Genomic DNA, 12,714 nt, shown 5'->3' with positions numbered 1-12,714 from the left:
GGCGCGGCCCCGGGAGAAACCCAACCGAGTGATGGTGCCCGCTGTCCGGCCCCGGGGCGTCCGAGAGGGCCGCCCCGCCCCCGGGAGCGGCCTCCGGGGCCTCGGTCCCCTGGCGGGAACCGGGCGCCCGGAGGCCCCTGAGAAGGGTCAGACGGTCCCGGAGGCCGTGATGACGACGCGCTTCTTCGGGTTCCCGCTCTGCGAGCCCGCGGCCTCGATCGTCTGGACCAGCTCCAGGCCCTCGACGACCTCGCCGAAGACGACGTGCTTGCCGTCGAGCCACGAGGTCACCACGGTGGTGATGAAGAACTGCGAGCCATTGGTGTTCTTGCCGGCGTTGGCCATCGACAGCAGGCCCGGCTTGGTGTGCTTGAGCTGGAAGTTCTCATCGGCGAACTTCTCGCCGTAGATGCTCTTGCCGCCGGTGCCGTCGCCCCGGGTGAAGTCGCCGCCCTGGAGCATGAAGCCGGGGATGATCCGGTGGAAGGCGGACCCGGCGTAGCCGAAGCCGTGCTGGCCGGTGGCCAGCTCGCGGAAGTTCTTGGCGGTCTGGGGCACCACGTCGTCGAAGAGTCGGAACACGATCCGCCCGGCGGGCTCGTCGTTGATGCTGATGTCGAAGTAAACATTGTTCGTCATGGGACTCATTCTGACAGCCCCTGTCCCTCGTCCGATCTTCGCGCCCCCGCGTGCCGCCGAGACCGCCCGTTTGAGCCGGGGACCGGTGGCCGGAACCAGCCGCTCCGACCGATCCGCCGTCCGTCCTGCTCCGTCCTGCTCCGTTCTGTCAGTCCTGTCCGCCCTGTCTGTCCGTCCTGTCTGTCCGCCCTGTCACTCCCGGCCGAGCGGATGGGCGCGGCCGTCGAGGCCGTCCCGCTCCGCGGGAGTGATTCCGAGCGCGCCCAGCACCGTGGGGAGGATGTCGACGGCCCGCAGCGCCGTGCCGGGGGCGACCCCGGGCCGGTCGGCGGTCCAGAAAGCGAGCGGTACGCGCTGGGCGGCGCGCTGCGCGCCCCCGTGATCACCGGCCGCGCCGTAACTGGTGTCGTCCTTGAGGAGGCCGACCACATCGGGCCCGTACGGCGCGGCCATGGTGTTCACCAGCTCCTGGCCGTGCTGCCGCCACCAGGACCGCTCGCCCCGGCTCATCCGCTCCGGCGCGCTGCCCGCGAGCCGGTAGCGGTCGCCGTCGAGGGTGTACGTCGCGATCACGTCCGGGAGCGCCGCCATCGCCGTCGCCGCCCGGCGCAGAGCGGGGCGCGAGGTGTCCTTCAGCCAGGTGCGCACCGCGCTGTCCTGGTACGAGCCGGCCACGTTCCCCGTGTCCACCAAGGGGGTGAGCGCCGGAGCGGCATCGAGGTAGTCGCCCTGTGCGGACCGCCCGTAGAACCAGTTGTAGTCACCCCGGCCGGCCCGGTCCACTCCGTGGAACCGGGTCGCGGGCATGCCGCCGTGGTCCGTGGTCAGGACGACGAGCGTCTCCTTGTCCTGGCCGAGGGCGCGCAGCCGGTTCAGCACCCGGCCGATCTGGTTGTCGACGTTCTTGGCGAGATACCGCAGATGGGCCATCTCCGCGTCCGAGCCCGGCGGATGCACGGCGTCGTCGGTGATGCCGCCCCACATGTGGCCGGCCTTGTCGACGCCGGGGAAGGTCAGCAGCATTCCCGACCAGTCCTCCCGCTCCATCATCGCCATGCCCGCGTCGGCCACCCAGGTGTCGCCGCCGAGGTGGGCGCGGTCACGACCGGGGACGTAGTGGTTTCCGTCCAGCGGATACATCCACGCGGGGGCGGTGGTTCTTGTCCCGTAGTCGAGCGCCTGGTCGGAGTCGACGTGGAAACGGCCGCAGGCCGGAGCGGTGAGATAGGCCGGGACCGCCTTGCCCGCCGGGCCGCGCCAGCTCCTGGCCCCGCTCTTCCCGCAGGCGAAGTCGCGCCCGGAGAAGGTGACCTGGATGTCGGTGCCGGAGCCGCCGGAGACATGGGTGGCGTACGTCTTCGCACCCACAGTGATCACTTTGGTGCCGGGGAACGCGCGGTGCAGATAGTCGCCGAGCTTGGGCGCGCCGGTGGTGTCCATCAGGGTGTCGAGCTGAGTGCGGGCCAGCCCGCTGGTGATGTGGAGGGTGTCCTTCCCTTCGCCCAGCAGATTCCCCGTGTCGCGGTAGACCTCGTCCGCCCAGCCCATGTCGCGCGGGAACTGGCCGGAGGTGATGACCTGGTGGCTGACGACGGTCTCGGAGGCCATGTGCCCGAGGTAGGCGCGGGGGAAGTCCGTGCCCTCGCGCATCAGCGCACGCGCGTTGGCCATGTCGAACTTCTCGACGTACTCGGGCCGGAACTGGTCGACCACCAGGATCAGCACGCGTTGGGGGCGGGGTTCGGAACTCCGGGCCAGTGGCCGGGTGTCGCCGGGGCCGACCGCGGCGACACCGGCGGCCAGGAGGAGGGCGGTCGCCAGGACCGCCGCCTTCCGAGCCGCTCGGGAGCCGAGCCGGAAGGCACCTCTACGCAGTTGGGTTGTCACGGTGGGTGAGCGTACGGGGTGTTCGCCGCTCCGGGGGCGGGGACGCCGAAACGGGGGAGCGCGTGCGGACGCCGATTGACGCGGCGGCGCCGCCGGTTCGGAGGGTACGACTCTCCGCTTTCGGCCATGGAGCGTCACTTTGGCCAATGTCATCGCCGTGGGTGCGGGAAGGTGATCGGCCGGATAGCTTTCTCTCTCGGTCGGCGTACATCTGTTTTTCTCTGCCGGACGTCACTTCCGTTTCTCTGTTCACAGCACACCGTTGAGAGCGCGACCGGAAATGGCGCGAGGACACGCACGGTCATCATTCCGCCCGATGAGCGCATCGGTACGCAGGAGGACTTCGTTCCATGAGCGAGCAGACCGTCATGACCCACGGAAACGACGTGCGCGAACGTTTCCGGGAACGGGGATATCTCGTCCTTCCCGGATTCCTTCCCCCGGATCTGATCGCCCGGCTCATACCGGAGGTCGATCACTGGGTGGACAGCGGTCTGCGCCGGCGGTCCATCGAGGCCTGCCTGAATCCCGATCCGAGCGGAGCGCCGCCCGTGGTCGAGATCGAGCTGCCCGCCCACGGCGAGCTCGCGGCGCACCCGCCGCTGCTGCGGCTGCTCTCCCGGCTGCTCGGCCCCTCCTTCGTCTTCCACCATCTGCACAGCGACCGGCGCGCCCCGGGGGCCCCGGGCAAGGGCTGGCACCACGACTACGAGCAGTCCCCGCAGCGGGACCGCCGACGGGCGATGGTGCACGCCCTGCACTACATCGGCGGACTGACCCCCGGCATGGGCGGGCTCGCGGTGCTTCCCGGGTCCCACCGCGATGTCGCGGGCAAGACCGACCTCGCCCATCTGGGCACCGCCCGGCTACCGGGCGAGGAGGTCGTCGACGAACTGCCGCCCGGCTCCACCGTGCTGCTGCACTCCGCGCTCTTCCACGCGCGCCGGCCCGCCCCCGAGGCCGGACCGGGGGAGCGGCCCGCGGACGGCGGACCCCGCTACATGATCGACGGCTCCTACTGCCAGACCGGCGGGAAGTGGCCCCCGGTGAAGCCCTACTGGCGGCATCTGCTGGCCGCCGGGCGGGAACGGGGGCTGGGCGGGGGCGAGTGGCCCGAACTCTTCCGCGACGCCCACTTCACCGAGTACGAACACCGTCCGCTCTGACGCGCGGCGGTCGCGTGGCGGACGCGCGGTGCGCCGGGCCCGGGCGGGCGTCCTCGCGGCGGCCCGAGGCCGCCCGGAGTCGCCCGAGGTCGCCCGGGGTTCGTCAGCCCCGGCCCACCAGCGGCATGGCGCTCGGCATGACGGTGACCGACTGGACGTTCACTCCCCGGGGAAGGCCGGCCATGGCGAGCACCATGTCGACCACGTGCCGGACGTCCATGGTCGGCTCCACCCGCAGTGAGCCGTCCGCCTGCCGGGCGGGCGGCTGCTCCCGCCCCTCGGGGGTCACATTGCCGACGTCGATCTGTCCGACGGAGATGTCGTGGCGGCGGCCGTCCAGTGAGAGCGACCTGGTCAGGCCGGCCACCGCGTGCTTCGCCGCGGTGAAGGCGACCGAATCCGGCCGGGGCACATGGGCGGAGGGAGCGCCGTTGTTGATGATCCGCCCGCCGCGGGGGGACTGCGCCTTCATGATCCGGAACGCGGCCCGGGAGCAGAGGAAGGTCCCGGTGGCGATGGAGTCCATCACCTTGTGCCAGTCCGCGGCGGACACCTCCTCCACGGGGGTGGACGGCATGGTGTCGGCCGCGTTGTTGAAGAGCAGATCGAGCCGTCCGAACCGGCGGACCACCTCGGCGAAGAGCGCCTCCACCGCATCGGGGTCGGTGATGTCGCAGATCAGCGGGGTGGCGATGGCGGAGCCCGGCCCCTGTCCCGCGAGTTCCGCGGTCTCCTTGAGCGGTGCTTCACGGCGGCCGGTCAGCACCACCGTCCAGCCGTCGGCGACGAGCCCGACGGCACAGGCCCGGCCGATGCCCCGGCCGGCTCCCGTCACCAGGGCGACCTTGGTGGGCTCCGCGCCAACCTCCTTGTTTCCGGCCATGGCTGAATTCCTTTCATCGTGATGTGCGATTGCCAAGAGATCCCGCCCGAGTGATCATTACCAGCGGCACCCATGAGTCTCGGGACGTACAACAGGTACGTCAAGCGGTACGCCGAGACGGTGCGTTCGTGCCATTTCGTGCCATGAGACTTCATCCATACGGTCAGAGCCGGGTGGAATTCGGGAAAACTCACGACCGGCCGTCAAGGCCTTTGAGGTGGAAGCGGCGTATGGATACTCAGGTTTTCTCGGGCGGCTCGATCGAGCGACCCGCGCCCGCGCTCGGCGGAACGGCCGCGAGCCGTGAACTCTTCGCGCGCGCCAAAGGCTCCCTCGCGGGCGGAATCAGCTCATCCTCCCGGCTCACCTCCACCGGACCGCATCCGTACCCGCTTTATATGAGCAGCGGATCCGGGGCCCGGATCCGGGATGTGGACGGCAATGAGTACATCGACTACCTCATCTCCTACGGCAGTGCGATCCTCGGCCACGCACACCCCTCGCTCACCGCCGGGCTGACCGAGGTGCTCACCCGGGGGACGATGTTCGGGACCTGCAACGTCCCCGAGGTCGAACTCGCCGAGCTGATCACGGACATGGTGCCCTGCGCCGAGCTGGTCCGGTTCGCCAACTCCGGCTCCGAAGCGGTCCAGGGTGCGGTACGGGCCGCCCGCGGCCACACCGGCCGTACGAAGATCCTCAAGTTCGAGGGCCACTATCACGGCTGGTCCGACACCCTCGCCGTCTCCAACCGCCCGGACGAGACGGAGGCCGGCCCCTACGGCGCTCCGCGCGCCGTGCCCCACTCGCCCGGCATCCCCGCCGGGGTGGTGGACGACGTCGTGGTCTGCCCCTGGAACGACCCCGAGGCGCTCCACGCGGTACTCGACGCCCACCGGGGCGAGTTCGCGGCCGTGATCTGCGAGCCCATCGTGGCCAACAACGCCTGTGTGATGCCGCTCCCCGGCTATCTGGAGCGGCTGCGCGAGGCGGCCACGGCCCATGGCGCGGTGCTGATCTTCGACGAGGTGTGCACCGGCTTCCGCACCGGGCCCGGCGGCGCGCAGTCCCTCTTCGGGGTGCGGCCTGACATCGCCGTCTACTCCAAGGCGCTCGGCGGCGGGCTGCCGATCGCCGCGTTCGCCGGGGTCCGCGAGGTGATGGAGACCCTGGCGAGCGGCCGGGTCAAACACGGCGGCACCTACAACGCCTCACCGCTCTGCGCCACCTCCGCCCTCATCACGCTCACCGCGCTCGCCGACCCGGCCGTCACCCGGCGGATCGAGGAGGCCGGCCTGCGCATCGCCGAGGCGATCCGGCGCGCGGCGCACGACCACCGGATCCCCTGCGCGGTCCAGGGCGTCGGCGCGATGTTCCAGGCGGTGTTCACCCCCGACGGAGCCCCGGTCCACCGCTACCGCGACACTTTCCGGATCCACCGGCGGCGCTACAACACCCTCCGCCATGAACTCCTGCGCCGCGGGGTGCACTGCAACGCGTACGGTCTCGCCTGCTGGTTCGTCCCGGCCGTGGTCACCGGCGACGAACTCGCCCAAACCTGTGAGGCGATCGACGGGGCGTTCGCCGCGATGGACTGAGCGCGGCACTTTTTACTTGCCAAGTTGGAAAGTGTTTGCGAATCTGGCAAAGGAAAGGGACGGGTGGCGCGCAGGAGTGCGAGCGTCAAGTCCAGCGACAGTACAAGGGGGACACATGACCGACTTCACCGACGCCGGCGAGGCGTTGGACCGGGCCGCCGAGACGGAGGCCGAGACCCGCAGGCGCGCCGACTGGTACACCCGCTACCTCATGGTGTTCGCCGCCGGACAGCTGGTCCTCGTCCCCATGGCCCTGCTCTGGAAGGGGCTGCTCGCCGCGCTGGTCTTCGCGGTGCTCAATCTCCTCCTCATGGCCGGGCTGAGCGTCTACGCCGCCCGCCAGCGGGCGGTGCTCCGGGGCTTCGGGGCCCGGCACGGCTCGGTGATCGGCGGCTGGGCCGCCGCCTTCGCCCTCGCGATCGCGCTCGGGACCTCCGCCTACGAGGGCAGCGTCGGCTTCGCCGCCGTCGCCGCCGTGTGGTGCGCCCTGCCGCCCGCCACCGCCGCCTGGGGCGGGCGGCGGAGGGCGGCCGCGGCGTGACCCTTCGCCCGCCGGCCGGGGAATCTTCGGGCAGCCATCCGCGCCACGCTCTGGAACCGCTCCTCAACGCGCCGGTCAGACTGTCGGTGGCGGCGGCGCTCGCACCGGTCGACAAGGCCGAGTTCGGCTTCGTCCGGGATCTCGTGGAGGTCACCGACTCGGCCCTGTCCAAGCAGATCGCGGCCCTGGAGGACGGCGGCCTGGTCGCCGTGGACAAGGGCCGCGTCGGCCGCCGGGCCCGGACCTGGCTCTCCCTCACCGAGGACGGCCGCGCGGCCTACGCCCGGCATCTCACCGCCCTCCGGGCCATCGCCCTCGGCCCCGGCTGACCGCCCGCTCGACCGAGAGCCGACCGGCTGCTCGACCGAGAGCCTGCCGGCTGACCGGATCGGTCCGCCACGAGCCCGGATCGGGCCTCCGCCCCGGCGGCCGCGCCCACCAGACTGGACCCATGGGAAACGCACTGATCGTCATCGATGTCCAGGAGTCCTTCCGCGCCCGCCCGGAGTGGGAGAACGTCGCCGACCCGAAGATCGCGGAGCCGGTGAACCGGCTGGTTCGCCTGGCCCGCGCCCACGGCGAGACCGTGATCTGGGTGCTCCACTCCGAAGCCGGCGCCGGTGGCGTGTTCGACCCGGCCGAGGGCCATGTGAGGCTCCTGGAGGAAGTGGAGACACCGCTGCCCGGCGAGCCGGTCCTGTACAAGACCTCCCACAACGCCTTCACCACCACCCGGCTGCAACAGCTGCTGACCGGGGCGGGCGTGACCCGTCTGCGCCTCTGCGGCCTCCGCACCGAACAGTGCGTGGAGACCACCGCCCGGATCGGCGCCGACCTCGGATACCGCGTCGACTTCGTCACCGACGCCACCACCACCGAGGCCATCGGCGGGCTGAGCGCCGAAGCGATCATCGAGCGCACCGAGGCGGTCCTCCGCGACCGGTTCGCCAGGATCGTCACGGTGGCGGAGCTGGAGGCCGAGCTGGGAGCCTCCCGGGCGTGAGCCGTATCGTCTTCCTCCTCCTCCCCGGGGTCCATCTGCTCGACCTGGCCGGACCCGCCCAGGTCTTCACCACGGCCGCCGATCTCGGCCTGCCCTACACCCTCGACCACATCGCCGAACAGGAGCTGGTGACGAGCGCCCAGGGACTGCCCCTGGTCGCGAGCCGCCACTGGCCGGAGCTGGACCCGAGCGATCTGATCATGGTGCCGGGCTGGCGCGCGCCCACCCTGCGCGCCGGCCCCGAGCCGGGCCCCGAGCCGCTGGAGCGGCTGCGCGCACACCACACCGGCGGCGGCACCGTCGCCAGCGTCTGCGCGGGCGCGGCCGCGCTGGGCCTGGCGGGGCTGCTGGACGGCCGCCGGTGCACCACCCACCACGACCTCCAGGACGAGCTGGCGGCCCGGTTCCCCCGGGCGACGGTCGTACGGGACGTGCTGTTCACCACCGACGACCGGGTGGTGACCTCGGCGGGCATCGCCAGCGGCATCGACCTGGCGCTGCATCTGCTCTCCGTACGGCACGGCCCCGCGCTCGCCGCCCAGGTCGCCCGGAACATGGTCGTCTACATCCGCCGCAACGGCCATGAGCCACAGGCCGGAGCCATGCTCCGGCACCGCTCACACCTCGACGACACCGTCCACCGCGTCCAGAGCCTCATCGACGCGCGCTTCACCGAGCCGCTGCCGCTCGGTGTCCTGGCCGCGTCCGCCGGTGTCAGCGAGCGCACCCTGACCAGGCTGTTCGGCCGCGCCACGGGCGGCCTCACCCCGCTCCGCTATCAGCAGGCGCTGCGCCTGGAGCGCGCCGAGCATCTGATCAGCCACGGCGCGACCAGGGAGAGCGCCGCCCGCGAAGTCGGCTTCGACGACGCCCGGATGCTCCGCCGCCTCCGCGCCCGCACCTCCTGACCGCGCCCTTTCCCGGCGGATCCCGACAGCACGGGTATCTTTGCCCGATGATTGCCGGCGCAGCCGCTCAGGCCATTGTCGATGACATCGTCGCGCGCCTCGGCGTGAACGTGAACATCATGGACGAACACGGGGTTATCACCGCCAGCAGCGATCGCAGCCGGGTGGGCAGCCTCCACGAGGGCGCGCTGCGTGTGCTGGACACCGGCATGCCCTTCTCCGTCACCGGAGAGGAGGCCCGGGCCCTGAACGGCACCCGGGCGGGGGTCAACCTCCCGCTGCGGCTGGGCGACGAGGTCGTGGGCGTGGTCGGCGTCAGCGGCGAGCCCCGGGAGGTCGGCGAGATCGCCCGGGCCATCTCGCGCATGGCCGAGCTGATGGCCCTGCAACAGGCCTTCCTCGGCGAGGCCGGCTGGCGGCACCGGGTCCGTCAGCAGATCGTCCAGGACCTCATCGCCGGACGGCTGACCTGGGAGAGCTGGCGACAGCGCCAGCAGCTCGCGGGCTGCCGCGTCGAGCCCCCGTACGCGCTCTTCGTCCTGCACGACCGCCCCGCCGGCACCGGCCCGGACCCGGAGCGGGACCCGCACGATCTGTACCGCCTGCTGGAGGCGGACGAGGGCGCCGTGCTGGCCGCCGAGGACACCGAGGGCGCGGTGTGGGCCCTGGCCGGCGGATCCGCCGCCGTCTCGCTGCGCTACCGGCTCTCGACCCTCTGCTGCGCACGCCGGGACGTCGGATACCTCGACGCCGGACGCGCCGGCGACTTCACCGCCCTGCTGGAGCGCGCCGCGCAGGCCCGCTTCGCACTGCGCCGAAGACTCCGGGGCGAGGTCCATCTCTCCGACCTCGAACTCCCCGTACTCCTCGCCAGGATCGAACCGGAGACCAGGACCGCGACGGCCGAACGGATCCTCGGCCCCCTCTCCCCGGAGCTGCGGAACACCCTCCGGGTCTACTTCGACCACGACCGCGGCATCACCGACGCGGCCCGGGCGCTCAACGTCCACCGCAACACCCTCACCTACCGGCTGGGCAGGGTCCAGGACCTCACCTCGCGCGACCCGCGGGCCTTCCAGGACGCGGTGGTCCTCCAGGTCGCGCTCCATCTCTGCGAACCCGACTGACCCCGTACCGTCCCCGCTTTGTGCACCGTGCACAAAGCCGGGGGGCGACACCCCGATAAGTTCGTCATCCGGGCCAATGCAGACGACACGGCCCAGTACCTAGAGTGCCGACACGGCTCATCACCCCTCTGAGATGCGCCGACTCAATCTCGAAGGGCCTGGTTCCGTGCGTGTCGTCATCGCTCCCGATTCCTTCAAGGGCAGTCTTCCCGCCACCGCCGTCTGCGCGGCGATCGAGGAAGGCGTACGCCGCGCCCTGCCCGACGCCGATGTCGTCCGCGTTCCGATGGCCGACGGCGGCGAGGGCACCCTCGACTGCATTCTCGGCGCGACCGGCGGCGAAGAGATCGGGATGACCGTCGCCGGCCCCCTGCGATGGCCGGTCCGCGCCCGCTATCTGCTCTCCTCCGACGGCCGCTCCGCCGTGATCGAACTCGCCTCCGCCTCGGGCCTGCCGCTGCTGGCAGGCGGCACCGACGCGCTGCGCGCCGACACCACCGGTACGGGGGAGCTGATCGCCGACGCCCTCCGGCGCGGCGCGCGCGACGTGCTCGTCTGCATCGGCGGCAGCGCCAGCACCGACGGCGGCAGCGGTCTGCTGCGCGCGCTCGGCGTACGGTTCGAGGCCGCCGACGGGACCGAACTGCCCCCTGGCGGAGTGCATCTCGCCAATCTCGAACGGATCGACATGAGCGGAGTGGCCGAGGCGGTCGGCGAGACCCGTTTCAAGATCGCCTGCGATGTCACCAACCCGCTGGTCGGGCCGGAGGGCGCGGCGGCGGTTTTTGGCCCGCAGAAGGGCGCCACCCCCGACGAGGTCGTACGGCTCGACCAGGCCCTGCACCGGTTCGGCGATGTGCTCGCCCGAGACTTCGGCGTACGCGTCCACGATCTGCCGGGGGCCGGAGCCGCGGGCGGCACCTGCGGCGGCATGGTCGCGATCCTGGGAGCCGAACCGGTCCGGGGGTGCGAGCTGGTCGCCGAGACCGTCGGCCTCCCGGCCGCGCTGGACGGCGCCGACCTGGTGATCACCGGCGAGGGCAGGCTCGACCGGCAGAGCGCGGCGGGCAAGGTTGTCTCCCAGGTCGCCCGGCTCGCCAAGGAGCGCGGCGTCCCGGCCGTGGCACTCGCCGGGGAGATCGTCCACCCGATCGGCGAGCTGCACGACATCGGCCTCACCGCCGCCCTCAGCATCGCCGACGGCCCCCGCACCCTCCCCGACATGACCGAATCGGCGGCCTCCCTCCTCGCCGCCGCGGCCGAGCAGGCCGTACGGCTGCGCCTGGCCTGACCCTTCACACCCCCCGCACCCCCCGCACCCCCCCCGCACCCCCCACGCCCCGGCACATCCCCTTCACGTCCCCGCGCGAGTCCCTGTCCGCCCCAGGACCGGCTCCCTCGTATCCCTGTTCTCCCAGCAAGGAGTCCCATGAGCAGCGCCGGACCCGCTCTGCTCGCCGCGTTGGCGGCGAGTATCGGCTTGATCATCCTTCTGTGCGGCCGATTCAGAATGCATCCCTTTCTGGCCATCGTCCTCGCCACCTACGGATTCGGCCTCGTCGCGATGGGCATCGGCGCCGCGACCGGCTCCGAGAAGCCCTTCGTCGACAAGCTCGGCACCACCATCGCCGAGGGCTTCGGCTCCATCCTCGCCAGCATCGGCCTGGTGATCCTGTTCGGCACGATCATCGGCAAGGTGCTGGAGCGCACCGGGGCCGCCGTGACGCTCGCCGAGGCCGTGCTGAAGGTCGTGGGCAAGCGGCATCCCGCCATAGCCATGTCGCTGATCGGCTGGGTCGTCTCCATCCCCGTCTTCTGCGACTCCGGCTATGTGGTGCTCTCCCCGCTCCAGCGCTCCATCGCGCGGAAGACCGGCAAGAACCCGGTCGTGCTCGGGACGGCGCTGGCCACCGGTCTGTACGCCTCGCACACCTTCGTCCCGCCGACGCCCGGCCCGATCGCCGCGGCCGGGAACGTGGGCATCGGATCCGACGGCCTCATCTGGGTCATCCTCTTCTCCATCCCCATCTCCCTCGTCGCCGCGCTCGCCGGTCTCGTCTGGGCCCTGCGCCGCACCGGCCATCTGGAGAGCAAGCTTCCCGACGCCCACCAGACGTTCGAGGAGTACAAGGAGCAGTTCGAGCGCCTGCCCAGCCTGAGCCGCGCCCTGACGCCCATCGTCCTGCCCATCGTGCTCATGGCCGTCGGCTCCGTCGCGGCCTTCCCCTCCGGCGACTCCACCCTGGTCGACGGCGCGCTGGGCAGCCTGCTCATGGACCTCGGGGCCCCGGTCAACGCCCTGCTGATCGGCGTGATCCTGGCGCTCGCGCTGCTGCCCCCCAAGCGCGACGCCAAGGCGCTCACCACCTGGGTCGCCGAGGGGATCGTCGACGCGGCCCCGATCCTGGTGATCACGGGCGCGGGCGGCGCGTTCGGCTCGGTGATCAAGGCCACGCCGATCGCCGACTACATCTCCTCGCTCGTCGGGGACGGCTCCGCGCTGGGCAGCATCTCCGCGCTGCTGGTCCTCTTCGGCCTCGCCGCCCTGCTCAAGACGGCACAGGGCAGCAGCACCGCCTCACTGATCATCACCTCCACACTGGCGCAGCCGCTGCTGCCCGCCCTCGGACTCGACGGCCATCTCGGCTCGATCCCGATCGGGCAGGTGCTCGCGGTGATGGCGATCGGCGCCGGTGCGATGGTCGTCAGCCATGTCAACGACTCGTACTTCTGGGTCGTCTCCCAGTTCTCCGGCATGAGCGTCCAGACCGCCTATCGGGCCCAGACGGCGGCCACCCTCGTACAGGGGCTCACCGCCCTTGCCGCGGTGCTGGTGCTCGGCGTGTTCCTGCTGTAGACACCGGATCGCCCGGCGGGGGGGAGATCGTTTCCCCCCGCCCCGGGGTGGGCTGGGGGGGCCCGGGGGGGGCCCCCCCCGCCGGGGGGGGGACGGTCGGGAAAG

General features: G+C 71.6%; 12 protein-coding genes. 9 read left to right on the top strand and 3 right to left on the bottom strand.

The window, feature by feature from the left end:
• Positions 1–147 precede the first annotated feature (147 nt).
• Both IE247_RS17380 and IE247_RS17375 read right to left on the bottom strand, forming a co-directional pair.
• Entirely contained in the window at positions 148–639 is a 492-nt protein-coding gene (locus IE247_RS17380) for a peptidylprolyl isomerase (RefSeq protein ID WP_190124054.1), read from the bottom strand.
• Between the two features lie 192 nt (positions 640–831).
• Positions 832–2,526 (bottom strand): alkaline phosphatase family protein, encoded by a 1,695-nt coding sequence (locus IE247_RS17375; protein ID WP_190124053.1) that lies wholly within the window; start codon positions 2,524–2,526, stop codon positions 832–834.
• A gap of 350 nt (positions 2,527–2,876) precedes the next feature.
• Between IE247_RS17375 and IE247_RS17370 the strand changes: the two genes are divergently transcribed.
• Positions 2,877–3,692 carry a phytanoyl-CoA dioxygenase family protein gene (locus IE247_RS17370; RefSeq protein ID WP_229869177.1) on the top strand — a complete coding sequence of 272 codons (816 nt, stop codon included), beginning with the start codon at positions 2,877–2,879 and terminating at the stop codon, positions 3,690–3,692.
• Between the two features lie 103 nt (positions 3,693–3,795).
• Here IE247_RS17370 and IE247_RS17365 read toward each other — a convergent pair whose 3' ends face one another.
• Positions 3,796–4,575, bottom strand: coding sequence for an SDR family oxidoreductase (locus IE247_RS17365; RefSeq protein WP_190124052.1), 780 nt, complete (start codon positions 4,573–4,575; stop codon positions 3,796–3,798).
• Positions 4,576–4,805: 230 nt separating this feature from the next.
• On the opposite strand from IE247_RS17365, the gene IE247_RS17360 reads away from it, so the two are divergent.
• The 8 genes from IE247_RS17360 (at position 4,806) to IE247_RS17325 (ending at position 12,609) form a co-directional block, all read left to right on the top strand.
• Complete coding sequence (locus IE247_RS17360; protein WP_190124051.1) at positions 4,806–6,173, top strand: aspartate aminotransferase family protein; 1,368 nt, start codon at positions 4,806–4,808, stop codon at positions 6,171–6,173.
• Positions 6,174–6,288: 115 nt separating this feature from the next.
• Positions 6,289–6,714: a hypothetical protein gene (locus tag IE247_RS17355; protein ID WP_190124050.1), complete on the top strand. Its 426-nt coding sequence runs from the start codon at positions 6,289–6,291 to the stop codon at positions 6,712–6,714.
• A complete protein-coding gene (locus IE247_RS17350) occupies positions 6,711–7,043 on the top strand; it encodes a winged helix-turn-helix domain-containing protein (protein WP_190124049.1) in 333 nt (110 codons plus the stop codon). The genes IE247_RS17355 and IE247_RS17350 overlap by 4 nt, the downstream gene beginning before the upstream one ends.
• A 122-nt stretch (positions 7,044–7,165) precedes the next feature.
• Complete coding sequence (locus tag IE247_RS17345) at positions 7,166–7,717, top strand: cysteine hydrolase family protein (RefSeq protein ID WP_190124048.1); 552 nt, start codon at positions 7,166–7,168, stop codon at positions 7,715–7,717.
• Positions 7,714–8,625 carry a GlxA family transcriptional regulator gene (locus tag IE247_RS17340; RefSeq protein ID WP_190124047.1) on the top strand — a complete coding sequence of 304 codons (912 nt, stop codon included), beginning with the start codon at positions 7,714–7,716 and terminating at the stop codon, positions 8,623–8,625. The genes IE247_RS17345 and IE247_RS17340 overlap by 4 nt, the downstream gene beginning before the upstream one ends.
• A 47-nt stretch (positions 8,626–8,672) precedes the next feature.
• Positions 8,673–9,752: a CdaR family transcriptional regulator gene (locus IE247_RS17335; RefSeq protein WP_190124046.1), complete on the top strand. Its 1,080-nt coding sequence runs from the start codon at positions 8,673–8,675 to the stop codon at positions 9,750–9,752.
• A gap of 133 nt (positions 9,753–9,885) precedes the next feature.
• Entirely contained in the window at positions 9,886–11,043 is a 1,158-nt protein-coding gene (locus IE247_RS17330) for a glycerate kinase (protein ID WP_229869176.1), read from the top strand.
• 138 nt (positions 11,044–11,181) lie between these two features.
• Entirely contained in the window at positions 11,182–12,609 is a 1,428-nt protein-coding gene (locus IE247_RS17325; RefSeq protein ID WP_190124045.1) for a GntP family permease, read from the top strand.
• Positions 12,610–12,714 lie beyond the last annotated feature (105 nt).

Source organism: Streptomyces inusitatus (genome assembly GCF_014651115.1).
Taxonomy (GTDB): Bacteria; Actinomycetota; Actinomycetes; order Streptomycetales; family Streptomycetaceae; genus Streptomyces; species Streptomyces amakusaensis.
This window is presented reverse-complemented; position numbering and strand designations above follow the sequence as displayed.